Annotated in this window: 25 protein-coding genes, 1 tRNA gene and 1 pseudogene; 13 read left to right on the forward strand and 14 right to left on the reverse strand. The window is 67.4% G+C overall.

The features are described from left to right. Positions 1–5 precede the first annotated feature (5 nt). On the forward strand, positions 6–3,695 hold the full coding sequence (locus tag BJ959_RS02110) for a KAP family P-loop NTPase fold protein (protein ID WP_165878964.1): 3,690 nt from the start codon (positions 6–8) through the stop codon (positions 3,693–3,695). 11 nt (positions 3,696–3,706) lie between these two features. Here BJ959_RS02110 and BJ959_RS02115 read toward each other — a convergent pair. From BJ959_RS02115 to speB, 5 genes and pseudogenes are all read right to left on the reverse strand, one after another. After that, positions 3,707–4,357: pseudogene (locus BJ959_RS02115) on the reverse strand (DUF6596 domain-containing protein); the annotation flags it as partial. A 160-nt stretch (positions 4,358–4,517) separates the two neighbouring features. Continuing rightward, positions 4,518–4,916 carry a hypothetical protein gene (locus tag BJ959_RS02120; protein ID WP_183321828.1) on the reverse strand — a complete coding sequence of 133 codons (399 nt, stop codon included), beginning with the start codon at positions 4,914–4,916 and terminating at the stop codon, positions 4,518–4,520. Next, positions 4,903–5,883 carry a carbon-nitrogen hydrolase family protein gene (locus BJ959_RS02125; protein WP_153980931.1) on the reverse strand — a complete coding sequence of 327 codons (981 nt, stop codon included), beginning with the start codon at positions 5,881–5,883 and terminating at the stop codon, positions 4,903–4,905. The genes BJ959_RS02120 and BJ959_RS02125 overlap by 14 nt, the downstream gene beginning before the upstream one ends. Further along, entirely contained in the window at positions 5,880–7,298 is a 1,419-nt protein-coding gene (locus tag BJ959_RS02130; protein WP_153980930.1) for a purine-cytosine permease family protein, read from the reverse strand. The genes BJ959_RS02125 and BJ959_RS02130 overlap by 4 nt, the downstream gene beginning before the upstream one ends. Positions 7,299–7,337: 39 nt before the next feature. Further along, positions 7,338–8,270 (reverse strand): agmatinase, encoded by a 933-nt coding sequence (gene speB / locus BJ959_RS02135; RefSeq protein WP_153980929.1) that lies wholly within the window; start codon positions 8,268–8,270, stop codon positions 7,338–7,340. 100 nt (positions 8,271–8,370) lie between these two features. On the opposite strand from speB, the gene BJ959_RS02140 reads away from it, so the two are divergent. Next, a complete protein-coding gene (locus tag BJ959_RS02140) occupies positions 8,371–8,955 on the forward strand; it encodes a helix-turn-helix domain-containing protein (RefSeq protein WP_153980928.1) in 585 nt (194 codons plus the stop codon). A gap of 10 nt (positions 8,956–8,965) precedes the next feature. Here the strand turns inward: BJ959_RS02140 and BJ959_RS02145 are convergent, their stop codons facing one another. From BJ959_RS02145 to BJ959_RS02165, 5 genes are all read right to left on the reverse strand, one after another. Beyond that, positions 8,966–10,237 carry an RNA polymerase sigma factor gene (locus tag BJ959_RS02145; protein ID WP_221234915.1) on the reverse strand — a complete coding sequence of 424 codons (1,272 nt, stop codon included), beginning with the start codon at positions 10,235–10,237 and terminating at the stop codon, positions 8,966–8,968. 28 nt (positions 10,238–10,265) lie between these two features. After that, entirely contained in the window at positions 10,266–10,601 is a 336-nt protein-coding gene (locus tag BJ959_RS02150; protein WP_153980927.1) for a YciI family protein, read from the reverse strand. A gap of 86 nt (positions 10,602–10,687) precedes the next feature. Next, the gene (locus tag BJ959_RS02155; RefSeq protein ID WP_153980926.1) at positions 10,688–11,089 is read right to left on the reverse strand and encodes a PIN-like domain-containing protein; all 402 of its coding nucleotides are present in this window, start codon (positions 11,087–11,089) and stop codon (positions 10,688–10,690) included. An 11-nt stretch (positions 11,090–11,100) separates the two neighbouring features. Then, positions 11,101–11,766: a DUF433 domain-containing protein gene (locus BJ959_RS12930; protein WP_153980925.1), complete on the reverse strand. Its 666-nt coding sequence runs from the start codon at positions 11,764–11,766 to the stop codon at positions 11,101–11,103. Between the two features lie 286 nt (positions 11,767–12,052). Beyond that, positions 12,053–12,129, reverse strand: a tRNA-Pro gene (locus BJ959_RS02165). Positions 12,130–12,264: 135 nt separating this feature from the next. Between BJ959_RS02165 and BJ959_RS02170 the strand changes: the two genes are divergently transcribed. Together BJ959_RS02170 and BJ959_RS02175 are read left to right on the forward strand one after the other, a co-directional pair. Next, the gene (locus BJ959_RS02170; RefSeq protein WP_165878962.1) at positions 12,265–12,588 is read left to right on the forward strand and encodes a helix-turn-helix transcriptional regulator; all 324 of its coding nucleotides are present in this window, start codon (positions 12,265–12,267) and stop codon (positions 12,586–12,588) included. Between the two features lie 6 nt (positions 12,589–12,594). Then, the gene (locus tag BJ959_RS02175; protein ID WP_153980923.1) at positions 12,595–13,887 is read left to right on the forward strand and encodes a HipA domain-containing protein; all 1,293 of its coding nucleotides are present in this window, start codon (positions 12,595–12,597) and stop codon (positions 13,885–13,887) included. 13 nt (positions 13,888–13,900) lie between these two features. Here the strand turns inward: BJ959_RS02175 and BJ959_RS02180 are convergent, their stop codons facing one another. Next, a complete protein-coding gene (locus BJ959_RS02180; RefSeq protein WP_183321830.1) occupies positions 13,901–15,502 on the reverse strand; it encodes an MFS transporter in 1,602 nt (533 codons plus the stop codon). A gap of 50 nt (positions 15,503–15,552) precedes the next feature. Here BJ959_RS02180 and BJ959_RS02185 point away from each other — a divergent pair, with 50 nt between their 5' ends. The 5 genes from BJ959_RS02185 to BJ959_RS02205 all read left to right on the forward strand — a co-directional run bounded on the left by BJ959_RS02185 (position 15,553) and on the right by BJ959_RS02205 (position 19,218). After that, entirely contained in the window at positions 15,553–15,831 is a 279-nt protein-coding gene (locus BJ959_RS02185) for a hypothetical protein (protein ID WP_153980921.1), read from the forward strand. Between the two features lie 75 nt (positions 15,832–15,906). After that, positions 15,907–17,394: a DUF222 domain-containing protein gene (locus tag BJ959_RS02190; RefSeq protein ID WP_165878960.1), complete on the forward strand. Its 1,488-nt coding sequence runs from the start codon at positions 15,907–15,909 to the stop codon at positions 17,392–17,394. Positions 17,395–17,452: 58 nt separating this feature from the next. Next, entirely contained in the window at positions 17,453–18,166 is a 714-nt protein-coding gene (gene pcp, locus BJ959_RS02195; protein ID WP_153980919.1) for a pyroglutamyl-peptidase I, read from the forward strand. After that, on the forward strand, positions 18,167–18,586 hold the full coding sequence (locus BJ959_RS02200; RefSeq protein WP_153980918.1) for an NUDIX hydrolase: 420 nt from the start codon (positions 18,167–18,169) through the stop codon (positions 18,584–18,586). It begins immediately after the preceding gene. Then, complete coding sequence (locus tag BJ959_RS02205; protein WP_165878959.1) at positions 18,583–19,218, forward strand: GNAT family N-acetyltransferase; 636 nt, start codon at positions 18,583–18,585, stop codon at positions 19,216–19,218. The genes BJ959_RS02200 and BJ959_RS02205 overlap by 4 nt, the downstream gene beginning before the upstream one ends. Here the strand turns inward: BJ959_RS02205 and BJ959_RS02210 are convergent. Further along, a complete protein-coding gene (locus BJ959_RS02210) occupies positions 19,203–19,955 on the reverse strand; it encodes an SDR family NAD(P)-dependent oxidoreductase (protein WP_153980916.1) in 753 nt (250 codons plus the stop codon). The two genes, BJ959_RS02205 and BJ959_RS02210, sit on opposite strands and share 16 nt — an antisense overlap. Positions 19,956–20,080: 125 nt before the next feature. Here BJ959_RS02210 and BJ959_RS02215 point away from each other — a divergent pair, with 125 nt between their 5' ends. Together BJ959_RS02215 and BJ959_RS02220 are read left to right on the forward strand one after the other, a co-directional pair. Further along, complete coding sequence (locus tag BJ959_RS02215; protein WP_153980915.1) at positions 20,081–20,692, forward strand: TetR/AcrR family transcriptional regulator; 612 nt, start codon at positions 20,081–20,083, stop codon at positions 20,690–20,692. A 37-nt stretch (positions 20,693–20,729) separates the two neighbouring features. Further along, positions 20,730–22,418 carry a cation:proton antiporter gene (locus BJ959_RS02220; protein ID WP_153980914.1) on the forward strand — a complete coding sequence of 563 codons (1,689 nt, stop codon included), beginning with the start codon at positions 20,730–20,732 and terminating at the stop codon, positions 22,416–22,418. On the opposite strand, the gene BJ959_RS02225 is transcribed toward BJ959_RS02220, so the two are convergent. Continuing rightward, positions 22,415–22,915: an NUDIX domain-containing protein gene (locus tag BJ959_RS02225; RefSeq protein WP_153980913.1), complete on the reverse strand. Its 501-nt coding sequence runs from the start codon at positions 22,913–22,915 to the stop codon at positions 22,415–22,417. The genes BJ959_RS02220 and BJ959_RS02225 overlap by 4 nt on opposite strands. Positions 22,916–22,948: 33 nt before the next feature. Here BJ959_RS02225 and BJ959_RS02230 point away from each other — a divergent pair, with 33 nt between their 5' ends. Then, positions 22,949–23,743, forward strand: coding sequence for a YqjF family protein (locus tag BJ959_RS02230; protein ID WP_183321832.1), 795 nt, complete (start codon positions 22,949–22,951; stop codon positions 23,741–23,743). Positions 23,744–24,348: 605 nt separating this feature from the next. Beyond that, on the forward strand, positions 24,349–25,269 hold the full coding sequence (locus BJ959_RS02235) for an IS481 family transposase (protein WP_183321834.1): 921 nt from the start codon (positions 24,349–24,351) through the stop codon (positions 25,267–25,269). A 325-nt stretch (positions 25,270–25,594) separates the two neighbouring features. Here the strand turns inward: BJ959_RS02235 and BJ959_RS02240 are convergent, their stop codons facing one another. Further along, positions 25,595–26,677: an IS110 family RNA-guided transposase gene (locus BJ959_RS02240; protein ID WP_183321837.1), complete on the reverse strand. Its 1,083-nt coding sequence runs from the start codon at positions 26,675–26,677 to the stop codon at positions 25,595–25,597. Between the last annotated feature and the right edge of the window lie 62 nt (positions 26,678–26,739).

Below are 26,739 nucleotides of genomic sequence, written 5' to 3' on the forward strand. Positions count from 1 at the left end.
CGCAGTTGTCGAAATCGACGGCACACAAGTCCGGATTGGCCATGATTGTGCAGCCCGGGGATCTCATCTCGGACGGGCGCTTGGAAGGACCCGCAGACGACCGACTAGAACACGAGGCGCTCGCTCGCGCAGTTGCCGAGGTGACACTCACCGCGAACGCGCCTATCAACATTGCACTTTTTGGTCCGTGGGGTTCGGGCAAATCGAGCATCTACTCGATGATCAAATCTCACGTCGAGACTCAAACCGACAAGAAGACTTCGGTTGTCAGGTACGACGCTTGGAAGTACGGCGGCCAGGACCTGAAGCGCAACTTTATTGAAAGCGTTGCGAACGATCTCGGGTTGTCGCAGGATCCCTTGTTCAGTCATGAACTGCACGAGACGACCGAGGCATCCGACCTGCGGCTGGGCTCCTGGGCGAAACGGAACTGGCGTTCCCTCCTTCTCGGAATCGCCGGCGCGTTACTGCTGTCCTTGTTTTTTCTTCTCTGCGTCTCCGCTGCCTCCGCATTAGTTCAACAGATCGAGTTCGGGGTCGCGTTGGCTTCATCGATGCCGGCCGCAGGTACGGTCTTCGGGCTTGTGCTCGTGGCCCTCCTGGTGGGCCCGAAAGTGCTAGAGGGCGCAGTAGTTAAGGTGTCGACTTCCCCTCCAACCGGGGATGACCAGTTCTCACGCCGATTTGGCGCGCTTGTCAATAGGGTGTTGAAACGCGGAGCTACGCGACTGGTTGTATTCATAGATGAGTTGGACCGTTGCGCACCCGAGGACGTCGTCGCGACTCTGATTGATCTGAAGACGTTTCTCGATCAGAAGAGTTGCGTGTTCATAGTTGCAGCAGACCGCGAAGTGATCGAGCGATCACTCCGAAAGGTTCCTCAGGCCAAGCCTGTCCGAGACAGCGACCCTTACTACGCCACCCCCGGCGCATTCCTCGACAAGATCTTCCAGCATCAAATTTCGCTACCCCCTTTGCGACCAAGAGCTTTGACGAAGTTCGCTCGGGAACTCGTTGAAGTGCAGGCAGGCATCTGGAGCGAGATGCGAGACTTCGACCCCGCGCTGTTTGATTCCGTTGTCTTCGCTCTAGTTCCCGTCCACGTTCGAAGCCCTCGGCGAGTTAAGGTTTTGCTAAACGACTTCGCAATAAAGGCACGAGTCGCAGAATCGCGCGGTATTCCATGGCAGGAACGCGCAAGAGAAATTGCCGTCTTGAGCGTTTTGGAAACCGAATTTCCGGCCGTATCTTCAGAACTGATTCGCCTTCCGCGCTTGCTCGAGTTTCTTCGGCGAGAAAGAGAAGCAACGTCTCCAGAAGCAATTCGGGTTGTGGAATTGTTCGGTGTCGAGGTGGAAGACCGCGAAGACGAGCTAACCGAGCAAGACGAAGTCGAGGAATCTGTTGCCGACATCGAGACGCCTGCAGGAGCGCTCCTTACAGACGGTAGGATTGACCGAAGGGGCCGTGAGGACGCAACACTCACCCTGAAACGCCAATTGGCGGCGTACCTTTCGAAGATTGCGGCCGCAAACATACCTGATCCGAAGCCCGACCTTCTGTACCTGCAAGGGGCGGGCCACACTGAGGGCCTCGCGGATCCGCTCTTGGGCGACGCTGTGGATTTTGCCACCGAGACTGCCCCTAGATCAGTCGTCGCCGCCTTTGCCGGTCAGTCGTCCAAGGTTCTTGGTGTCGCAGTGAGACTCATCGTCGCTGAAGGTGAGGCGAACTTTGGTCCGGGTCAACTACTCGCGTTCGAGTCCGCCTGTCTGCTTCTTGAAGAAATGGATCACGAAGACTTGACTCACGTTGCTAGCGAAATCGCACCGGCGATTCTTGCCACGCGACTACGTGCAGGATTCCCCCTTGAAGGCATACCAGGCGCGCTGATGCTAGCGATGATCGCACGGAACGACGAAGCCTTCAGAGACTTAGTCGATCGAGTAAATGCGCTGAACCCGACCGATGAGCTCGTTTCGCGCATCGCAAACACACTTCCGTATGCAGACGAGTCGCAGGCCAAAGGCCTACGGACAATCCTGGTTTCCAGCTACTCGGACAGTCCTGGGCCTTTGCATGAAGCTCTTTCTACGCTGCCTCTCGACACCGCACTCGATTTCTGGAGAGCGTCGGGCAACCATGTCATGGCGGCGCTCTCCGAGCTTGAGAGCCCTGCGTCATCGGCAGAAGCCACCAGCCGAGCGCGAGCAGGTGGCCGCCCCGTACCGGCGGCTGGCGCAGTCGCTACCGGCGAAGGCCGATCTCGACTTCTGGAGCTCATCGCGGCGGTGGAGTCAAGAACAGACAACGAATCACTACTCTCGGCTGTCTACTTGACCCTCCAGGGCGCGTCGAACACTGACATTCGAATTGAAGTCGATGCGATTCGAGAACGCGTCCTGAGTCAGATCTCTGATTCTCAACTTATCGAGCGTCACGCGTTGTTCGGCATGGCGAACTCGTCGAGCGAAGGCTGGGTGTCGTGGGCTAGCTATCTCAACCAGTCGCCCGACGGAATCGAGGTGGATGCTGAAGTAAACGCTCTCGCTAGTCAATTGCTTGTCGAGAAGGCGTGGTCCGACCTAAGCGTCGAGACTGACGACAAAGTGCTCGCGGTGCTTCCTAGCATCGCTACCAGGCTGGCGGTTTATCTGACTTCCGAGCAAGTCGCCGAACTCGTGGAGGCTCTTGAAACTGAATTGCTCGAGAACCTTGCGTGGGAACCGAGTCCGTCAGAGGAGACAGTTGGCGTTTCTGCAGAACGTCGAGCAGAACAGCGCTGGACAGCGCACGAGTTTGCGCGCGCGCTTGTCGATGTCGTCCCCCAAAGTCAAGTTGAAGAGATCCTCGTGCGAGACATTTGCGAGGGGGTAGCGTCGATTGAACTAGACGAGCCAAGTGTCTCATTCTTGCTCCGGCTTGTCGACGGACTGAGCGAAAGAGCGAGTGAACGCCTTTCAGAGGAACTTGAAAGCTATGAGCCCCGCAGTGACGAAGCCCTCCCTCTGGCTCGCCTAAAAATCCGGAGCCGAACCAGATACGGGGGTCCAGCGGTTGCGATCGCGGAACTCGCCGAACTCGCCGAACGCCAGGATGACGTTCGTTCCATCGAGATAGGCACAGAGTGGCTGCGTCTCAATCCGACGGTGGAAGCCGTCACTTCTCTGATGTCGTCGACACCGTTACCTGCCGATCCTGTCGGCTCCTACGCGTCAAGACTGACCGTGGAGGATCGAACTGATCTCTGGATACATCTGGAATCGACCTCCGCTAGTGACGGAATGCTTACCTCTGTCGGCCGTCACGGGATCGACGCTGAAGCCGTCAACCACGCTCGAAGCAAGCTACATGGTCAGAGCAAGCAACTGGAGAGAGATCGAGTCATTGAGCGATTGATGACTGCGACTGTCCGAGCGCCTGAGGGTACCGAGGCCGCAAAGAAGGCCACATCTGAGCTTGTCATCGAGCTGCTGGAAAGGAATGTCGCCGGCGACTCTCGCCTCGCGGCGACTGTGGCGATCTGGGCGGGCGGTGCTGCGCGAGGATCTCAAACATCCATTCGAAGGCTCTTTGACGAAGCCTTAAGCAAAAAAGAGGATCTCCTTGCCAAACGAATCCTTCGCGACCTAAATGGACTAGGGCTCATTACGCCGAGAAAGAGGGGTGCATTCGCCTGGCTCTTGGGGCGCTAGTTCAGCTGCGATCACAAAGTCTGCAGTCTGGATCCCAGCTCGTCACCGGTCGACATTGGCTTGGTTGACGCGGCGCTGGAGGAAGCGGCGCACTGGGTCGGAGGGGGCGAGCTCAGGGCTCGACGGTAGTGCGGCAGAGCATCCTGGGGGCGGCCTGAGCGGCGGAGCAGGTCGGCGCGGGTGGCGTGCAGAAGGTGGTACTCCCCCAGCTGCGCGTCGAGGTTGAGGGTGTCGAGGAGGGCGAGGCCCGCATCCGGACCCTCAGAAAAGGCCACGGCGATCGCTCGGTTGAGGTCGACGATGGGCGACGGCGCCACCTGGCTGAGGTGGGCGTAGAGGGTGGCGATGCGGGCGAAGTTCGTCGCCGCAGCCGTCGGGGCGGTCGCGTGCTCGGCGGCGATCTGGGCCTGCAGCAGGTACGGGCCCGGTGAGGCGCCGAGGATGTGGAGGGTGTGCTCGGCGTCGGCGAGCATCCGGCAGCCTTCGGCGATTGCGGCGGCGTTCCAGCGGGAGCGGTCTTGGTCTTCGAGCAGCACGAGGTCTCCGGCGGCGTCGAGGCGCGTGGCCGCGCGCGAGTGCTGGAAGAGCTCGAGGGCGAGCAGGGCGAGCACCTCGGGGTGCTGCGGCATGAGCTGCGCCACGAGACGCGTGAGGCGGATCGCCTCGTCGGCGAGGGGGGCGGATCAGTGAACTGGAACCGGCCGCGCTCTTCGATGGGGCGCCTCAACGCGATCGAGATGGACAACAATCGCGACCGTGAGACCGCGTCCGACAGTCGTCTCTTCGCAAGAACTCGCCCTCAACTGGGCTCGAGGGGGTGCACTATGAGACGAAACGCGAGATGTACACCAGTGAGTTGGCGATCAGACCCACACTCAGAGAGCAGAACGAGACAAACGAGACAGTCTGAAAGGTGCGAGTTGACGCGACAGTGCGAGAGAACGCCATCGGTAGGAAGGTGGCCGGGTTCACCACCCCACCAAATAGCGTGAGCACCCCGGCCCAGAGTGGCATGTTGGGCACTGCGAGCCCGACCGCAATCATCACAACGCCCATGATGATCCAGTCGAGGTGCACTTGACGCACGCGCACCAAGTCGACGACTCCGACCCGCTTCAGCAGCTCAGGCTTGTCGACCGCCGCAAGCAACGCGAAACCTGACACGGCGCCGAGTGCCAATGACACCAGGCCTGTGGCGACGACGATCTCAGCGATCGTCATCGGTGTCACCGCGCGGGTCGAAGCGCGAACGATCGACGTGAAGCCTCAATACATCGGGTCTGCTGTAGTGCCCTGCCACATCGAGATCAGTGTGGGCTTCGTCGACCAGGTCGAGATCGATCTCAGCCTTGATGATTTCGGCACGCCCGCGCACCGGCTCGACAAGCCATGTGCCATCAGGCGACGCGATCGACGAACCACCGTCGAAAAGTACGTCACCCTCTGAGTGCGGGCCGACCCCTTTTCGATAGGCATCAACCAACTCGCTCGGAAGGTCTGCAGAGGTGAGATACAACGCCGCTGACACCACGAAACACCCGCCCTCGAGAGCGTACGACCGCGCGGCGACCTCGTGCGTGTCGGTCATGTCGGGCCACACCGCGACATGAATCTGTTCGCCCTGTTCATGAAGCGCGTGGCGTGCGAGGGGCATCCAATGCTCCCAGCAAATCAAGCCACCCACACGACCCGCGGGCGTGTCTACCGAACGCAACCCGGCGCCGTCTCCCGCACCCCACACGATGCGTTCAGTGTGCGTCGGCACGAGCTTGCGATGAAGGTTAGCCAACCGGCCTTCTGGATCGATCGTCGCCAAGCTGTTGTAGAGGGTTCCGCCATTGCGCGAGCGCTCGTTGAGACCGAGAACGACAGCCGAAGAGGCTCTGCGGGCCGCGTGACGAATCGGGCCCAGTGCGTCATTCAGGTCGTCAGCGGCACCCAGCACTGGGCTCTCACGCAACAGTCGGCCGTACCAGTGTTTGCCTTCGGGGTCACCCCACCCCGCCATGCCGAAGACCCACGCCGGATACCCCGTGAGCCACGTTTCGGGAAAGACAATGAGATCGGCATTCGCTGCTTCGTCGATCGCGCTCACAGCGCGGTCGATGGACTCTGCGAGGTTGAGAACTGCAGGCGGGCGCTGAACGATTGCGATCGTTCGACGCCCGCCCTGCACAACATTCGTCATTCGGCGACTGTTCCCTCGAGTTCACGTTCGCTCGCCCGGCGCGCCTCGGCCTCGGCCTCGTGGTCGATTCCCCGTGCAAGCAGCAAATATGCGACACCGGACACGACCAGACCGATTGCGAACGAGAAGTCTGCGCCGTCGACCAAGACCGCAATCGAGCCCTCCCATACGCCAGGGAGATAGACGAACGGCACCATCGACACCAAGCCCAAGAAGTAGGCGGTGAGGCCGCGCCACGACCAGCGGCCATAGATGCCGTCTGACCGGAAGATCTCGGTGATCGCATACTTGCCGCGACGAACCCAGTAGAAGTCAACAAGGTTGACGGCAGTCCACGGCACGAGGAAGTACAGCATCAGGATCACGAAGTTGTTGACCGCGCCGAGAAGGTCGTCAGGCAGGATGAGCGCGACGACGAGCACGGCGAGCCCGATGACGACGAGACCAACCACCCGAGTGGTGCGCGTTTTCGGCACAGATTTGAACGAGTCGACGGCGCTCACGCTAGTCAGCATGGCGCCATACATATTGACGCTCATGATTGACAGGTTAGCGACCGTGGCGATGAGAACCACGATGATTCCGAAGCCCACGAAGAAGTTGTCTCCGACGATGTTGAGCGCTTCAACAGCGTCGACTCCGGGCAGGCGGCTCGAGATTAGTGCACCGAGACTCATCATCCACACCGCCGACGCCGCGGCGCCGATGTAAGTGAAGAAGATTAGCCTGGGCGCAGAGGAGTTGGCCGGCAGGTATCTCGAGTAATCAGAGACATAGACGGCGTAGCTGATGTTGTAGCCGGCGGCGAGCGAGAACTGAACGAGGAATGCGTTGAGATTCCAGCCACCCGCCTCGATACCGACCGGCGCAGGGAGCGTCGTGAGAGCCACAATTGTGACGACTGCGAACGACACCACGACGAAGTAGACCAACCATCGCTGGATGAAATGCAACAGGTGGTGGCCGAACACCGCGATGAGCACACCGGCGATGGTCACCACTGGGTACCAGAACGCCTTCTCGGCAGGGAGGATGAGCCCGAGCCCCTCTGCGGCGAGCACGACATTGAACACCGAGAAGCCCACGTACACGAAGACCGTCGCGAGGAATGGCACGACCGCGCCGCGGCTGCCGAACTGCGCCCTCGACTGGATCATTTGGGGTAGCCCCATGCGCGGCCCTTGGTTGGCGTGGAACGCCATAAAGAAGGTGCCGAAACACGCGCCCAGAAGAATGGCCAAGAACGAGAACCCGACCGAGAGGCCGATCTGGGGGCCAATGAAGCCGACCACCATTGTCGGAAGTACGAAGTTGCCGGTGAACCAGAACGGTGCCTGGTGCCAGAGCTTTCCGCGACGCTCTGACCATGGAATGTAGTCAATAGATCTGCGTTCGATGACGGGAGTTTCAGACATCTTTATCTCTCCTCGGGGTGTCGAAGGGGGTGTTGCGGTCTAGTGTGTTGAGGCCATCGCAGTGATGAGTTCATACATGACGTGCGCAGCGGCGATGCCCGTGATCTGAGCGTGGTCATAGGCGGGAGCCACCTCGACAAGGTCTGCGCCGACCACATGGTGCTCGCGGAAGGCTCGAATGAACTCCAACATCTCGCGGCTGGTGAGCCCTCCGGCCTCAGGAGTTCCTGTTCCTGGCGCGTGCGCAGGGTCAAGCACATCGATGTCAACCGAGACATACGTGGGGCGGTCGCCGATGCGTTCGTGAAGCCGATCGATCGCCGCGGCAAGGCCATGTCGTTCTACTTCATGTGCAGCGATGATCGAGAAGCCGAGCTGCGCGTCATCGCTGAGATCACCCTTGCCGTACAACGGGCCTCGAATGCCGACGTGAAGGCTTCCCGTCATGTCGATCAGACCTTCTTCGGCCGCGCGTCGAAACGGAGTGCCGTGGGTGACCGGAGCATCGAAGTAGGTTTGCCAGGTGTCGAGGTGCGCGTCGAAGTGAACTACCGCGAGCGGCCCATGCTTCTTCGCCGCCGACCGCAGCAGGGGCAGTGCGATCGTGTGGTCGCCGCCGATCGTGACGAGGCGGGCGCCATCAGAGGTTAAGTCGTCAGCTCGAGCTTCGATCTCTCGCACAGCGTCATCGATTGAGAAGGGGCTCACCGAAATGTCGCCGGCGTCGGCCACCTGGCAGACCTCGAACGGTGACACGTCGACCACCGGGTTGTATGGGCGAAGAAGACGCGAGGACTCACGCACGTGCCCCGGTCCGAAACGGGCACCCGGTCGATAGCTGACTCCCGAGTCGAAAGGCACGCCCACAACCACAATGTCAGCCCGCTGAACCTCGTCAAGGCGAGGGAGCAAAGCGAACGTGGCAGCACCCGCGTAGCGCGGGGTTCGGCTTGAATCTCGCGGACCGATCATGCTCGAGTGACCTCCTTGTCGTGCGAGTTGTACCCTACGCGCATAGTTGTCTGTTGCGCAACTTCTGATTCTTAATAGGTTACTCAGTAGACTGCATGCCATGCGCGCTGTTCCCCCGTCACCACAGACCGGGCCTATCTCTATTGGCCCAAAACTGCGCGCCACGCGACTCGCGCAAGGGCTCACGATTGAACAGCTTGCCGAGGCGACGAAGCTGACCAAAGGGTTCATCAGTCGTATCGAACGAGACGAGACCTCGCCGAGTGTCGCCACCCTCGTCATGCTGTGTCAGGTGCTGTCGCTGCCGGTCGGCTCACTCTTCACTGCACCGGAACACGAAGTCATTCACCTTGACGACGCCCCCGCAATCAACTTCGGAGGCTCACTCGTCGACGATCGCCTTCTCACGCCACGCGCCGAAGGCGAGATTCAGCTTCTGCGGTCGACGCTGCAAGCGGGCGCGAGCGGAGGCGACGACTTCTACACCATGTCATGCAAGACCGAAGTGCTTCACGTCTTGCGAGGGCACATCACCCTGCGGTTTCCGCAATACGACGTGCACCTTGCACCCGGAGACAGTGTGACCTTCTCTGGACACCAGCCCCACACCTGGCGAAACGAAAACGACGAAGAAGCAGAGGTCTTGTGGGCGCTCGTGCCGGCAGCCTGGAGTGGCTCGAGCTAGCTAGACACTGTCACGTCGATGCGGTGCTGGAGGAAGCGGCGCACTGGGTCGGAGGGGGCGAGCTCAGGGCTCGACGGTAGTGCGGCAGAGCATCCTGGGGGCGGCCTGAGCGGCGGAGCAGGTCGGCGCGAGTCGCGTGAAGCAGGTGGTACTCCCCCAACTGCGCGTCGAGCTCGAGGGTGTCGAGGAGGGCGAGGCCCGCATCCGGACCCTCAGAAAAGGCCACGGCGATCGCTCGGTTGAGGTCGACGATGGGCGACGGCGCCACCTGGCTGAGGTGGGCGTAGAGGGTGGCGATGCGGGCGAAGTTCGTCGCCGCAGCCGTCGGGGCGGTCGCGTGCTCGGCGGCGATCTGGGCCTGCAGCAGGTAGGGGCCGGGCGGGGTGCCGAGGTGCTGGAGGGTGTGCTCGGCTGCGGCGAGCATCCGAGAGGCTTCGGTGATTGCATCGGCGTTCCAGCGGGAGCGGTCTTGGTGTTCGAGCAGCACGAGGTCTCCGGCGGCGTCGAGGCGCGTGGCTGCGCGCGAGTGCTGGAAGAGCTCGAGGGCGAGCAGGGCCAGCACTTCGGGCTGCTGCGGCATGAGTTGGGCCACGAGACGCGTGAGGCGGATCGCCTCGTCGGCGAGGACGGGGCGGATGAGGTCGGATCCGCTGCCGGAGGAGTAGCCCTCGGTGAAAAGCAGGTAGAGCACGGCGAGCACTCCGGCGATGCGCTCGGGCAGCAGGCGCGGGGGCGGCACGCGGTAGGGGATGTTCGCGCTGCGGATCTTCGCGCGCGTGCGCACCAAGCGCTTCTGCATGGTCTGCTCGCTCACCAGGAAGACGTGCGCGGTCTCGGCGACGCTCAAGCCCAGCACGGTGCGGAGGGTGAGGGCGATGCGGTTCTCCATGGCGAGAGCCGGGTGGCAGCAGGTGAAGATGAGACGGAGGCGGTCGTTGTCGAAGGTGTCGATCACGTCTGCCTCCTCTTCCTCTGTCTCTTGCTCCGGTGGGGGTTCGTGGGCGGCGCGCTCGGTCGCCCGCTGCTCAGCCAGGGCCTTGCGCAGCAGGTCAATCGCGCGGTTCTTCGCCGCCGTCGTCAGCCAGGCGGCGGGGTTGTCGGGGATTCCGCGCACGGGCCAAGTCGTCAGGGCGCGGGTGACGGCGTCGTGGAAGCAGTCCTCCGCGAGATCCCAGTCGCAGGTCGTGCGGATCAAAGTCGCCACGATGCGCAGGCGCTCGGACGCGACGACCTCGGCGAGAGCTGCGCTCGCTTCGGTCGCCGCGGGCGTGGGGTTGGGCATCCGGAGCCGTGTGCTTCTGGGTGCCGGGCTACTCGTCGAACGGCCAGGCCGGGCGCACCTCGACGCGGCCGAAGCGGGCCATCGGGTGAGCCGCCGCGATCTCGAGAGCGTCGTCGAGGTTGTCGACCTCGATGACGTCGAAGCCGGCGATCCACTCTTTCGACTCGGTGAACGGGCCGTCGGTGAGGATCGTCTTTCCGTCGCGGACCGTGACCGTCGTCGCGTCGGACGGCGGGCGCAGGCGGTTGCCGACGACGGAGGCGCCGCGGGCCACGAGGTCGGCCACCCACTCTTCGATGTTGTCCTCCTCCGGGACGTAGGTGGGGGCGGCGGGGTCGCTGATGATGAGCAGGAGGTACTGCATGGTCGTGGCTGCCTTCCGTTCGTTGAGGGTGATTACACCAGGACGACGAGCGAAGAGCGAGAGGGAGGACAGGGAGGCGAAACCAGTTAGGAGAAGAGTTTGAGGGTCACGAGACCGCGGGCAGTGACGCTGACAACGTAGGGGCCCGCCTGGCCCTGCGCGCGGCGAGCGATCACGGGCTGTTGGTCGATGAACCGTTGCGCCTTCTGCGGACCCGTGAGCTGGCTGCTGCCGAGGGCGAACACCCGTGCCCCTGACTCGACAACCGCTTGTGCCTCGAGCGGACGCTTCGCGATCGCCTTATCGCCGGTGAGAAGCACTTCGCCCTCTGCGGTCGCGTCGGTGATCCAGTCAATGTCGGCGAGGGACTGCGCTGTCAGATTGCCGTAGCGCTCTCGCATGCTCACGACGACCCAGCCGGCAGCCCGAAGCGCTTCAGGAACGACGTGATCACCCAGGCTGCGGTCAGTGAAGAACCGCACGCCCATGTCTTCCACGCTCAGGCGGCCGACAGCGCCAGTCGGGAAACGGTTTCGGTCGGAAGACTGAAGTCTGCAGCGACCTCCGCAATCGACTCCCCCGCCGAAATGCGGTCGATCACATCGCCCACCCGTACTCCGAAGTTTGACAACGTCGGTTGCCCGAAGTTGATGTGGGGATCGATCGTGATGTCCGCACCGTCGGCTCTCAGAATGCTGAGATGGGCAATAAAGCCGTCGCGGTAATCGACACGCTTGAGATGCTCACGAACGATCTCGCCGAAGCTGGCCTGGCCGTTCCGCAGCACGACGAGTCGGTTGTCGTCGAACATGCCGTCGTTTCGCCGGAGGTCCCACAGGATCTCCGCACCGTCGGTCTTCAGGCGGTCACTCGCCAGAGCGTGCTCGACACCGATCTCGGTTCGAAGGGTCTCGAGTGCCGGGCGGATGCGCGACACCGGCACACCCGCCCGCGTGAAGGCACGTACGATCCAGGCTTCCGCGAGACCGACGAACGGAACGGTGTAGCCGCGACCAGGGCGGGATGTTGTGATGAAGCTCGGCATTCTCGTGCCGGCCGGAGTCGAGTAGCCGGAAGCCCACGTGTTGAACGTCGACTGAGGCATGCCGATGAGTCGAGTTGCTTCCGTCTGGGTGTAGAGCGGCGTCAAGTAGAGCGTGTCCACAGTCAGCCTCCTCTCGCTCTCGAGTCAGGGTAATGGGTCGAAGTCGGGATCGACGGGAGACTCGGTGGAGTGTGGGGATCGCCTGTTCGACTGCTCGCGGCGGCGAGCGGTGCTCGCTGCCGGGTGCCGCCTGGCAGGTTCGATTTGTCCCCAGCGGCTCCCCCAAACGCTGCTTCGCAGCGCTCGGGGCCCCTCGCGCGCTGTGGGCCCACCTGCTCGCAGGTGCACCCTTCTCTGCCCGGGGAAATGAATTGAGGGGTTCTCTTTGAGAACCCCTCAATTCATTTGGTCGGGCTGACAGGATTTGAACCTGCGACCCCTTGACCCCCAGTCAAGTGCGCTACCAAGCTGCGCCACAGCCCGTGGCCGCGGTGAGACGCGGGCACGAAGAGAGAGTCTAGCGGGTTGGGGCGGTGGGGTGATGCACGTCGAGGGGCGGGGAGGGAGCATCCGGAGCGGTGATTGCTTTTTCAGGCATTGGCGCGCAAAATGGGGCTAATGAGTGAAAAAACAGGCGCGATGCTGACGCTCGACGAGTGGGAGGGTCGAGTGGGTGATGCCGTGCGCCGGCTGCGGATCGAGGCGGGGTACGACCAGGCGGGGCTCGCCGAGCGGGCGAACGTGTCGCGGTCGGCGGTGCAGGGGCTCGAGCAGGGGCGCGGGTCGCGGCTGCACACGCTGCTCGCGGTGCTGCGGGCGCTCGATCGCCTCGACGTGCTCGACGCGCTGCTGCCGCCCGAGGGGCCCACGCCGCTCGAGGCACTCGCGGCGGCACGGCGCGCGACGGCAGCACCGAAGCGTGCCCGACGAGTGGGAGGCTGAGCCGCGGTGTACCAGCCGGTCAGCGTCGTCGAAGTGCGCGTGTGGGGGCAGACCGTCGGCGCCATCAGCGAGGTCGGCGGGGCCTATGGCTTTCAGTACACGCCCGCGTGGCGGCGCGGCGGGGTCGAACTCAGCCCGCTGCTCATGCCGCTCGGCAGCCGCACGAGCGTGTTCCGGTTTCCGGGGCTCGGGCGCGAGACGTTCCAGGGCCTGCCGCCGATGATCGCCGACGCGCTGCCCGACCGCTTCGGCAACAGCATCATCGACGCCTGGCTCGCCGCCGACGGCATCGACCGCGCGCAGATCACGCCGCTCGACCGGCTCGCCTACCTCGGGTCGCGCGGCATGGGGGCGCTCGAATTCGTTCCCGACCGCAGCCCGGCGGCACCGGTGCCGACCGCGCTCGAGCTCGCATCCCTCATCGAAACAGCGCGCGCCGCCGTCAGCGGCACCCTCGATAACGACCGGCACTCGGCCGACGCGCTGCGGCAGATCATCTCGGTCGGCACGAGCGCCGGCGGAGCCCGCGCCAAAGCCGTCGTCACCATCGACGACGCCACCGGCGAGATCCGCCCCGGGCACGCCCTCCCCCGCCCCGGCGAAGGCTCGTGGCTGCTCAAGTTCGACGGCGTCGGTGCCGACCACCAGCTCGGCGAATCGCAGCAGTACACGCGCATCGAATACGCGTACTCGCTCATGGCGCGCGCCGCCGGCATCCGGATGCCCGAGACACGCCTGCTCGCCGAGAACGGCCGCGCGCACTTTCTGACGCGGCGCTTCGACCGCGTGCTGACGGCGCAGGGCGCCGAGCGCTGGCACCTGCAGTCGCTGTGCGGACTCGCGGCCGTCGACTTCACCCTGCGCGGCACCAACGACTATGCGCAGCTGTTCACCGCGGCCGCCGCGCTCGGCCTGAGCGACGACGACCGCACCGAGATCTTCCGGCGGATGGCGTTCAACGTCGCCGCCGCCAACCACGACGACCACAGCAAGAACCACGCCTTCCTGCTGCCGCCCGACGGCGACTGGCAGCTGAGCCCCGCCTACGACATCACCTACGCGCGCGACGCCGACAACATCTGGCTGCGGCAGCACCTCATGAGCGTGGGCGGCCGGTTCACCGACATCACGCGAGCAGACCTGCTCGCCGTCGCCGACCGCTTCGCCGTGCCGGGCGCGAAGGCCGCGCTGCGGCGAATCGATCAGGCGCTCGACGCGTGGGGGTCGTTCGCGGCCGAGGCGGGCGTGCGCGACGAGGTCGCCGCCGCGATCGGGCGCGAGTTCACGCGCGTCGGGTGACCGCCGGCGTTCGTCAGGAGGTCGGGGCAGCGCTGGCGGCGGGCGCGGCGTCGGGCGCGGCGGCGACCCGCCGCGGCCCGAACGTCGCCGTGATCGCCGCCGTCACGGCGAGCACCCCGGCCGCCACGAGCAGGGCCGTCGTGACGCCGTCGAGGAACGACTCTTTGGCCGCGGCGATGATGGGCTCGGCGGCGGCTCCGAACTCGGCGACCCGGGGAGATTGGGTGAAGGCGATCGACGACTCGATGGCCGAGGCGATCGTGGGCGGGAGGCCCGCGATCGCATCCTGCACCCCCGCCTTGTAGGTCTGGGTGAGGATGCTGCCCAGAACCGCGATGCCCAGTGCGCTCCCGAACTCGCGGGCGGTGTCGTTGACCGCCGACGCCACACCCTGCTTACCGGCGGGCAACGATCGCGTGATCGCCGTCGTCGAGGGAGCGCCCGAGAGCGCCATGCCGGTGGCGAAGAGCACGATGCCCGTGAAGAACACCGCGTAGTTCAGCTCGACCTCGAGGCGGCTGAAGACCACGAAGGCCGCGGCGATCAGCAGCAGGCCCACGGGCGCAACGCGGCGGTAGCCGAAGTGCTCGGCCAGGCGCGGCGAGAACCGCGCGAGCGGGATGAGGATGAACGGCATCGGCAGCAGGCACCCCGCCGCCCACAGCGGACTCAGCCCGGCCACGAACTGCAGGTACTGCAGCGCCGCGAAGAAGAATCCGAACGCCGCGAAGAACTGCGCCGACAGCGAGAGGCTGCCCATGCCGAAGCCGCGCACCGCGAACAGGCGCGGGTCGAGCAGCGGGGCGGGCGTGCGCCACTCCCACAGCACGAACGCCACGAGGGCGGCGAGGCCGAGGGCCAGCACCCCGAGGGCGAGCGGGTCGTCGCCACCGCGCTCCGGAATCTCGATGATGCCGAACACGATGCCGCCGACCGCGACGAGGCTCAGCACCGCACCGAGGCCGTCGAAACGCGGTGGATGCTCGTCACGACCCGGCGGAACCACCAGCATCGTCCCCACGAAGCCGACGGCCGCGAGGCTCACGTTGAGCCAGAAGAATGCCGGCCACTCGAACCACTGCAGCAGCAGCGCCGACGCGAACACTCCGATCGCGGCCCCGCCGCCCGCCACGCCCACCCAGACGCCGACGGCCGTGCCGCGCTGCTCGAGCGGTAACGTCGTCGTGATCACCGACAGCGTCGTCGGCATGATCGCCGCCGCGCCGATGCCCATCACCGCACGGAGGGCGATGAGCGCCTCGGGCGTCTCGACGAAAGCGGCGGCGGCCGCGGCCGCGCCGAAGATCGCGAGGCCGACGAGCAGGATGCCCTTGCGGCCGAGCCGGTCTCCGATCGCACCCGAGGCCAGCAGCAGTCCGGCGAAGATCACCGTGTAGGCGTCGACGATCCAGGTGAGCTCGGTCTGGCTCGCACCTGTCGCGCGCGCCAGGCTCGGCAGGGCCACGTTGAGGCCGCTCACTGCCGACACCACCGTCATGAGCGCCACGCTCACCACGATCAGCACCAGGCGGGCGCGTCGCGGGTCGAGCGTCGCGCTCGGGCCTGGGGCGGGAGCGGGAGCGGCGGCGGGAGGCGTCGGCGGCGGGGCGGCCATGGGCGCGATGCTACGCCTGTCGGGGAGGGGCGGGTCGTATCGTGGGTGGCGTGAGCGAGCATCCCGAGAACGAGGCCGAGCCGACGCCGGCATCGACGCCTGATCCCGCGCAGCGGCAGGCCGCCCGAGCCGCCCTGCTCGCCATCGGCATCACCTTCTTCGGCATCGGCGTCGTGTTCACGGCGGTCACCCCCGACAACCTCGCGCTCGGCATCACCTTCCTGCTCGTCGGAACCGTGCTGTTCTGGGCGGGCGGCATGCCGAAGCCGCCGGCGAGCGGTCGCGGCGACCGGATGGTGCCGCCGGGCGACGGCGAGCAGGGGGCCTGAGCCCCGCATCCCCCGCTCGATCGGGGCTGTGGATGCGGCGTGCACGATGTCGGTGGTCGAACGTATGTTCGACTCGTGCAGATCGAGGTGGAGGCCGCGTTCGCGGCGGCGGTGGATGCTCTGGAGCGCGTCCCCCGCGCCCTCGAGCCGTTCCGTGCCCTCGGTGATGACGCGCTGCTCGCCCTGACCCGCGCGGCCGCCGACGAGGTGCGGCTCGCGCAACTGCACGTGTCGCTGCTGGCGGGCGAGATCGCGCGGCGGTCGGCGCACGAGCTGGGGGCGTCCGGGTTGGCGCAGCGCACCGGGCATCGTACAGCCGACGAGCTCGTCACCGTCACGACCGGGTCACGGCGGGCGGATGCCCGCACCGCGGTGCGCGTGGGCGCGACACTCGTCGACCCGCGTTCGACCCTCGACCCCGTAGCGTCGGCGGTTCTGGACGGGCGGGTGAGCGTCACGGTGGCCGACGCCCTGCGGCGCGGGCTCGGTGAGCCGGGCGGCGACGTGTCGGCCGAACTGCTCGCGGCGGAAAGCGCCGTGCTGGTGGAGTCGGTCGGTCGACTGGATGCCGACCGCGCCGAGCGCGAAGCCCGCGCGGCACGCGACGACCTCGAACTGCGTCTCTCGAGCGATGTCGACGGAGTGGCCGAGCGCGAGGAAGCCCGACGGGCGCAGCGGTCGCTGCGCATCGGGCGACGCGCCGACGGCATGGGCTACGCGTCCTGGACGCTCGACCCCGAGAGCTTCGCGCTGGTGAGCGAGGTGTACGACCGGTTGACGGCTCCGCAGCGGCGTGTTCCGAGCTTCGACGATGGTGGCGGCGCCTCCGCCGAGACCGACGGTTTCGGCGACGAGCGCACCGACGTCCAGCGCACCGACGCCCAGCGGGCGAGCGACGGGTTTGTCGAGCTGCTCCGCCAAGGGGTCGCCGCCGACCCCGCGCACCTGCTCGGCGACGGGCCGATCGGCGTGCGGGTGCTCGTGGCCGCAGAGCAATTCGACGCGCGGCGCGGGCGCGGCTTTCTCGAGGGGCAGCACGACCCGGTGTCTCTCGCGACCGTCGAACGCATCGCCTGCGGCGCCGGAACGGTCGCCCTCCTCATCGACGCCGCCGCTGACAACGCCGGCCAGCCGCTCAATCTCGGGCGCGAGCGGCGACTGTTCAGCCGCGCCCAGCGCCTCGCCCTCGCGGCGCGCGACGGTGGGTGCCGCTGGCCGGGCTGCGAGCGTCCGCCCTCCTGGTGCGAGGCGCACCACATCGAGCACTGGCAGCGCGACGGTGGGCGCACCGACGTCGCCGACGGCATCCTGCTCTGCCGGCATCACCACCTGCTCGCGCACAACAACGGCTGGGAGATCACCCGGGCCGGGCCGCAGTACCTGCTGCATCCGCCCGGCGTGCTGCCGGGTGGGCCGACAAGTGCGCGACCGGGGGCGCCGCCGGGCGAGCACCCGCCAGAACCCCTCGACATGCCGAGTCGGAGTCGCGCGCTCAGCGATGCGCTGGCAGGCGCACGGGCAGAGGTGCGGGCGGGCACGGTGGCAGGCGCGCGGGCCTCGTGAGCGGGCCTCGTGAGCGGAGCGTCGTCCCCGCGGGCCCTCGGCGTGGCACAGTGGTCGCATGAGCGTTGTCGCGCCACCTACCGACCACACCCGCGCACACCCCACGGTGCTCGTCACCGGGTTCGAGCCGTTCGCCGGCGCCCCCGTCAACCCGAGCGGCGAGCTCGCGCGGCGGTTGGCCGAGCTCGGGCATCCCGACTGCCGCATCGTGGCCGAGGTGTTGCCGGTCTCGTTCGCGCGGGCCGCTCCCCTGCTGGCCGCCGCGATCGAGGCGCACGATCCCGACATCGTCATTGCGCTCGGGCTTGCCGAGACGCGGCACGCCATCACCCCCGAACGCGTCGCCCTCAACCTGGCGGATGCCCGCATCGCCGACAATGACGGCGACCAGCCGCGCGACCTGGCCATCGAGCCGGGTGGCCCCGCCGCCCGCTTCACAGGGCTGCCCGTCAAGGCCATCGCGCACGACATCGCCGCCGCCGGCATCCCCGCCGAGGTCTCCCTCACCGCCGGCAGCTACGTCTGCAACCACGCGTTCTACGCGCTCATGGGGCTCGTCGAACAGCGCACCGCGCACCGATCGGCCACCGGCGAAGCAGATGCTCGGCCGCTGCGGGCGGGATTCATCCACGTTCCGGCGACGCCGCAGCTCGGGGGCAGCCCGCAGTTCACGCTCGACGAGCTCGAGCGGGGCATCCGCATCGCCATCAGCACGACGCTCGCGACGCGCCCCCACCACGACGCCGACCTGCCCGGCGGGAGCACCCACTAGATGGCGGGCTCCGCGGCGATCGAGGTGGCGGCGGCGCTCATCGTCGACGACATGGGTCGGCTGCTGCTGGTGCGCAAGGAGGGCACGAGCGTGTTCATGCAGCCGGGCGGCAAGTACGAGCCGGGCGAAACCGGCGCGCAGACCCTCGCCCGCGAACTGCACGAAGAGCTGGGCCTCATCGTCGATCCCGAGGCGCTCGAGCCGCTCGGAACCTTCACCGCTCCCGCCGCCAACGAGGCGGGCATGCTCGTCGAGGCGGAGGTGTTCCGCGCGCACCTCAGCGCGCTCGGCGGCATCGAGGCGGTCACGCCCCGCGCCGAGATCGTCGACGTGCTCTGGGTGCACCCCCGCGACTTCGCTCACCTCGCGGTCGCCCCGCTCGTGACGCAGCGCATGCTGCCCCTGCTGGAGGTCTCGTGACCGAGCGCGAGGAGGGCCTGATCACCGTCGAGCCCGCCGAGCTGCTGCCCTGGAGCGCGCTCGAGGCGGTGCTGGCATCGACGGGCGAATCACGGCGGTGCTGGTGCCGCTGGTGGCTGACCACCAACGCCGAATACGCGGCCGCCACCGACGACGACCGACGGGCGGCGGCGAGGGCCGACCACGCCGACGGTCACCCCCGCGGCCTGCTCGCCCGTCGCGCCGGCGAGGCGGTCGGCTGGGTGAGCGTCGCGCCCCGGGCCGACTACGTCCGGCTCCCGCGCACCCGGCTCATCGCCGACGGCACGCCCGACCCCGACCTCGGCGACCCCGCGATCTGGGCGATCGTGTGCTTCGCCGTCGCCCCCGCCCATCGGCGCACCGGTGTCGCCCGCGCGCTGCTCGACGCCGCGATCGCCCACGCCGCGGCGCACGGAGCCGCCCGCATCGAGGCCTACCCGGTCGACACCGACCCCGCGCACGGCCGTGCACCGAGCCCCGGCGATCTCAACACCGGCACCCTCGCGCTCTTCGCCACCGCGGGGTTCACCGAGGTGGCGCGGCCGAAGCCCCACCGCCCGATCGTGCAGCGGAGGCTCCGGCTGCCGACCGACGATCAGCGCGCGGTGTAGCCGCCGTCCACGACGAGTTCCGAGCCCGTCATGAACGACGCATCGTCGCTGACGAGGAAGGCGATCGCCGCGGCGAGCTCCTCCGGCCGGGCGATCCGGCCCATCGGGGTGGTCTGCGCGAGCATCGAGCGATCGACGTCGCCCAGAATCGGCGTGTCGACGAATCCGGGGTGGATCGAGTTGACCCGCACACCGGCCGTCGCCCAGCCGAGCGCGACCGACTTGGTGAGCGTGCGCACGGCACCCTTCGCGGCCGCGTAGGCCGGCGAGCCCCCGAAGCCGCCCACGATGCCGAACATCGACGAGACGTTCACGACCGCACCGTTGCCGCTCGCCTTGAGCGCCTCGGCGGCAGCCTTCAGGCCGAAGTAGACGCTGTTCTGGGTGATCGCGATGACACGCTGGTACTCCTCGGTGGTGCTCTGCTCGACCGGCACCGTGTCGCCGATGCCCGCGTTGTTGACGAGAATGCCCAGCCCGCCGAAGCGGCTGACGGTGGTCTCGATCGCGGATGCCCAGCTCGCCTCGTCCGTGACGTCGAGGTGCACGGCCAGCGCGGTACCGCCCGCCGCCTCGATCTCGGCGACGACCGCCGCGGCCTTCTCGTCGGCGACGTCGGCGACGACGACGGATGCGCCCTCGCTCGCCAGGCGGAGCGCCGTTGCGCGCCCGATGCCGCTCGCCGCTCCAGTGACCAGGGCGGTGCGGTTCTGCAGGCGGTACTGCTGCGCGTTCATGATGGGTTCCCTTCCCTCGGCCGGGTCGGCGAGCTCTGGTCGCGCATCCGGCATTTGTCCGACAGTTGTCGGTTTACTAGTTCAGCGTACTCCTGGCCGCACCTATTCCGCCGTACGATGAGCGCGTGACAGCGGTCGAGCCGGATGCCCGCCCAGCGGACCCCCGCTGGCAGCGTTCCCGGGCGCGCCTGCACGCCGCGGTGCTCGAGCTCGCCGCCGACCGTCCCGTCGAGCGCATCACCGGCAGCGCCCTCGCCGCCGCCGCGGGCGTGCACCGCTCGACGATCTACGAGCACGGATGCGATGCCAGCGACATCCTGCGCGGGGCCCTGCGCGCCGAGCTCGACGAGATCCGCCGTCGCCTCATCGAGCCGGCCACCGCCGAGACGATCCTGAGCGCGACCGCCGCGTCGGCCGACGAGGTCTTCGCGCATGTCGACCGGCACGGTGCGGTCTACGCGCGTGAGCTCGACCGCGGCACGGCCGGGCTCTCGGCGATGCTCGCCGAGCACTTCGCGCACTCGGTGCGGCTGCTCATCGAGCACGGGGCCGTGACGCCGCCTGAGGTGCCCGAGGACGACCCCCAGGCCGTGGCCGAGACAGCGGCCGCCACGATCGCTGCGGCCGCGGTCGCCGTCATCGCGGTCTGGCTGCGTTCCCCCGAACCGCGCGATCGTCGTCAGCTCGCACGACGCTGGCGCCTCGTGCTGCCACCCTGGTGGCCCATCGGCGACTGAGCCGCGGCATCCCTCGCCGGTGGGGCAGGATGGTGCCATGCCCCTCGAGCTCGACACCTTCGGCATTACCGGGCTGATCCTCGTGCTCGCCGCCGCCGTCGCGTTCATCGCGCACCGGTTGCGCCAGCCGCTCATCATCGGGTTCATCGTCGTCGGCGTGATCGTCGGCCCGACCGGCTTCGACTGGGTGCATCAGGCCGAGGCGCTCGACCTCTTCGCCGAGATCGGCATCGCGATCCTGCTGTTCCTCGTCGGCCTCAAGCTCGATGTCAACCTCATCCGCTCGGTCGGGCCCGTGGCCCTCGCCACCGGCATCGGGCAGATCGTCGTCACCGCCGTCGCCGGTTTCGGCATCGCCCTGCTGTTCGGGCTCGACCTCGTCGCGGCCGCCGTGGTCGGCGTTGCGATCACGTTCTCATCGACGATCATCGTCGTGAAGCTGCTCAGCGATCAGCGCCAGCTCGACGAGCTGCACGGCCGCGTCGCGCTCGGGCTGCTCATCGTGCAAGACGTGGTCGTGATCGTCGTCATGATCGTGCTCACCAGCCTCGGCACCGGCGCCGCCGAGGGCGCCCGTCTCGACGTCGGCGCCGAAGCTCTGCGCATCCTGCTGGGCGGCGGCGGCCTGCTCGTCGGCATCGCCGTCGCAATGCGGTGGGTGCTGCCCTGGCTGCTCGACCGCGTCGCGACGAGTGCCGAGCTGTTGATCGTCTGGAGCGTCGCCTGGGCGATCGGCATCGCCGCCCTCACCGACGTGCTCGGGTTCTCGATCGAGGTCGGCGCCTTCCTCGCCGGCTTCGCGCTCGCCTCCACCCGCTACCGTGAGCAGGTGCACGCCTCCCTCATCGGCCTGCGCGACTTCCTGCTGCTGTTCTTCTTCATCGTGCTCGGCGCCGAGCTCGACTTCGCCGCGATCGGCGCCCAGGTTCCCCTCGCGATCGCGCTGTCGATCTTCGTACTCGTCGGCTCTCCGATCATCATGATCGCGATCATGAGCGCGATGGGCTATCCCGCCCGCGTCGGATTCCTCGCTGGGCTCGCGATCGCGCAGATCAGCGAGTTCAGCCTCATCCTCATCGCCCTCACCCGCGACCTGAGCCTGGTCGACGACAGTGTCGTCGGGCTCGTCACCCTCGTCGCCCTCATCACGATCGCCGGCTCGAGCTACCTGATCCCCTACGCGATCCCGATCGCCGACCGCCTCGACCCGTGGCTGTCGCGTCTGCAGCGGCGGCACCTGCGGCCCGCATCCGTCGAGTCGGCCGAACAGTACGACGCGATCGTGTTCGGCAACGGGCGGTTCGGAAGCCAGCTGATCCGCGAGCTCGTCGCCGACGACTGCCGGGTGCTGCTGGTGGAGTGGGACCCGTTCGCCGAGGTGGCGGTGACGGATGCTGCGCTCGACGCCCGCGTCGACGTCGTGTTCGGCGATGCCCGCAGCCCGGAGTTTCCGGAGACACTGCCCCTCGCCCACGCCCGCTTCATCATCTCGACGGTGCCCGACGTCGACACCAACCTCGTGCTCGCCGCGGCCCTGCGGCGCGCGGGCGCGACCTGCCCGATCGCCGTCACCGTGCACACCGACAACGCCGCCCACGCCTACCGGCAGGCCCTCGTCGACGAGACTATCTCGACCGTGCTGCACCCGTTCCGCGACGCGGCCGACGACGCGCTCGAGACGCTCAAGCGGCTCGAGGCCGCGCGGGTCACCGACGACGAGGCCTAGCCGAGGCGCGCGCGCAGCGCGGGCCAGGAGTCGGCGAATCCGGGGTGCAGCGGCAGAGCATCCACCTCGTCGATGGGCACCCAGCGCAGGGCGACGCTCTCCGCATCGGCGACGATCGGCGCGAACAGGCGCGTCACCCGCACGGCGACGGTGGTGTACGACCAGAAGCCGAGGTCGAGAACGCTCTCGAACAGCGGTTCGACGGCATCGGCCGGCACGCCGGCCTCCTCCCCCGCCTCGCGCACGGCGGCGGCCTGCGCCGACTCGCCCTGCTTGCGGGCTCCGCCGGGAAGGCCCCAGGTGCCGCCGTGGTGCGACCAGACGGCACGGTGCTGCAGCAAGATGCCCGCCTCGGGGTGCCACGCCAGCAGCCCGGCCGCACCGAAGCGGCCCCAGTAGCGCTGCCCTTCGGGGCCCTCGACCCACGCGTCGCCGGGGTCGCGCTGGGCGCCGCTCGGCAGCGGCGGCGGCGTGCTCGACAGGGGGTCGTGGGTCATGGTGAGCCCAGGCTAGGCGAGGATGATGGGAGGATGCCCGCCGACCCGATCAGTGCCGACCCGATTTCCCGCGTCGCGCCGCCGCTACCCGGCCGCGCGGTGATCCGGCAGCGCTGGAGCGACTTCCTCTTCCTGCACTGGCGCATCGACCCGAGCGAGGTCGCGCCGTTCCTGCCACCGGGAACCCGCCCCGACGTGCACGACGGCAGCGCCTGGGTCGGGCTGATCCCCTTCGTGCTGAGCGACCACGCCTTCCTGCCGCTGCCGCCCGTACCCCATGCCGGAACCTTCATCGAGATCAACGTGCGCACTTACTCCGTCGACGAGCAGGGCCGGCGCGGCGTGGTGTTCCGGTCGCTCGACGCCGAGCGGCTGCCCAGCGTGCTCGCCGCCCGCGCCCTCTTCGGGCTGCCGTATCAGTGGATGCGTGCCACTCGCACCGTGACGCTCGACCCGCTCGGCGGTGCACCGGACGCTCCCGGCACCCGCTCGGGCACTCTCGAGTATCGCGCCCGGCGCCGCACAGGCACCCACCCCGGCACGAACATCGTCGCCCGTCCCGGCGCGACCCCGGTGGATTCCGAGCTCAGTCGCTTCCTCACCGCGCGCTGGGGGTTCCACGAGCGGCACCTCGGCCGCACCATCCACGCGCGCAACGCGCACGAGCCGTGGCCCCTCGTCGACGCCGAGCTGCTGCACCTCGACGACGGGCTGCTCGCCGCCGCCGGGTTCCCCTCCCTCGCGCGCCGGGCACCCGACTCGATGCTCGCGACCCCGTTCGAGCATCCCGGCGTGGTGACGGAGTTCGCCGCCCCGCGCCGCGCCTGACCCGGAGTCCCCTCGTAGCGCGGCCGTCCGTCCCGCCACGCCACCGGCACCGCCGCCACGCCAGCGCCGCCTTCCACGACGACGGACGCACCGAAACAGCTTCACCCGCTCCGTCCTTGCGGAAGGCCGCAGGCACGGAATGCCGTGTGCTTCCAGATCTGCGGATGGACATGAAAGCGTGTCAGGTGCATCCGCAGATCTGGAAGTCTCGGCGAGCACAACCCGGTCACCGCCCCCGGCGGGATGCGACGGGCCGTGCAGGCGCGGTGCGGTGCGGCGTGCGGGAACAGTGCGGCGCGGCGTGCGGGAACAGTGCGGCACGGCGTGCGGGAACAGTGCGGCACGGCGTGCGGGAACAGTGCGGGCTGGCGAACGGGCGCGGCGTGCGGGCAGGCACGGCGGACGGACCACGGGACGGAGCGCGGTGGCGGGCGTGGTGGTGCCTCTTCTCGCGCCCCGGGGCCCGAGACGGGCCCCGGCGAGTCAGGGGCAGAGGCCAGAAATGGCCTCTGCGGGCAGCGCTAGCTGTAGTTCCTAGGGACGTTGTTCAGGTCGGGCTCCTCCAGGCTTGAGGGTGTCTAGTCGCTCTCACCTGAAGGAGCCCGATGGAACTTCACGCTAATGCCCGTTTGTCTGTTGAAGGTCGACGACTGCTGTGTCGACGCGTTCGCGAGCTGAACTGGAAGGTCGCCGACGCGGCCTTCGCGGGCGGGATCAGCGAACGTCGCGCCTACGAATGGTTGGCCCGGTTCGATGCCGGCGAAACCCTCGCTGACCGGTCGTCACGGCCGAAGTCGTCCCCGAAGAAGACCCCAGCCAGTGTTGAAGCGGCCATCGTGCGCCTGCGAACACTGCGCAAAACGGCGTCCACGATCGCTGCGATCCTGCAGATGGCGGTCTCGACAGTCTGCGCGGTGCTGGCCCGCGTCGGGTTGAACCGACTGTCGAAGTTGGAGCCCGTCGAGCCGGCGAACCGGTATTGCCGTCGCCATGCCGGGGAGCTGATCCACCTGGACATCAAGACGTTGGGCCGCTTCCGCCGCCCCGGCAAACGCGCCCTCGGCCAGGGAGCAGACCGACGCAGTCGGAAAGCCGGTTGGGAGGCGGTGCATGTCGCCGTCGATGATGCGACCCGACTGTCTTACGTGGAGGTGTTGCCTGACCAGACGGCTGCGACCACGGTCGGGTTCCTGCACCGCGCGATCGCGTGGTTCGCCCGGCATGGCGTGATCGTGCAGGAGGTGATGACCGACAACGGGTCCGCGTATGTCTCCCGGCTGTGGGCGGCAACGTGCGCCGAGGTGGGGCTGGTGCATATTCGCACGCGCCCGTACCGGCCGCGCACGAACGGCAAGGCCGAACGGTTCATCCAGACGCTGTTGCGGGAATGGGCGTACGCGGCGACCTACCGCGACAGTGACCACCGACGAGCGGTGCTGCCAGAATGGGTGCGCTACTACAACACTCAGCGACCCCACGGTTCCCTCGGCCACAAGGCGCCCATGACCGTCCTCGCGGCGGCATGAACAACGTCCCTAGGAACTACAGCTGATATGTGACTGATTCCTGTCAAGTGGCAGGGGAAAGAGCGCCCGGAGTGATCATGCTTCGGGCGCTCTTTCGTGTGGTCGGCGCGGGCGGTGTGGGTGTCGTGCGTGTCGTGGGCGACGCGCGGTCAGACTGATATGCGCGGGTTGGTTACCGCAGGACGTGCTGTTCGGCTGGAGCGGTTCCGCTTGTCTAGGATCGAGCGTCGCCTGCCCTTCGGGCGGGCTGCTCATAGCTGTTCCGCGGGTCGCTCCTCGCGCTGCCGTCACCTGCCGTCTGAACCGACCGGTCAGGGGGCCCAGGTCAGTCGGGCATCACAGCCAGGGACCAGCACCAGCCGGCGAGCTCGCGGGCGATGGCGACGTTCGCGATCGTGGGCCGCTTCTTGCGTGCGGTGAAGTGCTGCCATTTCTGATGCAGGCGCCGGTTGCCGTCGTCGCCGCGGGACACGGCGAGGCTGGGCGCGGCAGCCCACCGGGCCTGCATCACCGCTCCGGGCCGATAGGGTTTGCGGTGATGCCAGGCGGCCTCGACCAGCAGGCGGCGGGCGTGAGTGTTGCCGGTCTTGGTGATCGAGCCTTGCGAGCGTGACTGTCCGGAGGAGTGCTCTGAGGGCACCAGCCCGACGAACGCGCCGATGCTGGATCCGGTGAAGCGCTCCCAGTTGCCGATCTCGACCGCGAGGCCGAACCCGGTCAAGGTCGAGATCCCGCGCAAGCACCCCAGGCGTCGCACCACGGGCGCGTAGTTGCTGGTCGCGGCCATCTGCTCGATGATCGCGTCGAGTCGGTCTTTGCGGGCGCGCACCTGCTGCACTGCTTCGTAGTCGGCATCGAACGCGGCCTGCAGTCCGGGATGGTCGAACCTTTGCCGGCGCAGCCAGGCATCATGCGCGCCGGTCCACGCCTGCTTGCCGTCATAGATGATCCCGTGGCGCAACAGCAGCTTCGAGAGCCGATGCCGTGCAGCCATCAGCTCACCCCGATTGTCCTCTCGTGCTCGCACCAGGTCGCGTGCGGTTTCCTGCTCGATCGTGGGCACGGCAACCGCGACGATCTCTCCCAGTCGCAGCAGTCTTGCCAAATGCATCGCGTCCCTGGCGTCGGTCTTGACTCGCTCCCCGACCGGGCGCTGCAACTTCGACGGCGCCGCCACGAGGCACTCGATGCCTGCGGCGGTGAACAAGCGGGCCAGAGCGAACCCGGTCGGCCCGGCCTCATACGTCACCGCTGCCGGCTGCGGCAGGCTCCGCACCCACTCCAGCACTGCCGCGGGGTCGTAGCCGAAACGGTGACGGATCACTTCCCCAGTGTCCTCGTCGATCGCGCATCCCACGACGCTGCGGGCGTGCACGTCCAGACCGACGCTCGTACGCTGGATTCTCAACTGGGGCCTCCATTCGCCTGGTGGACAGGCCAGCCCTCAACGGCTGGCAACCCACGAATACG

Source organism: Microcella frigidaquae, assembly GCF_014200395.1.
GTDB lineage: Bacteria > Actinomycetota > Actinomycetes > Actinomycetales > Microbacteriaceae > Microcella > Microcella frigidaquae.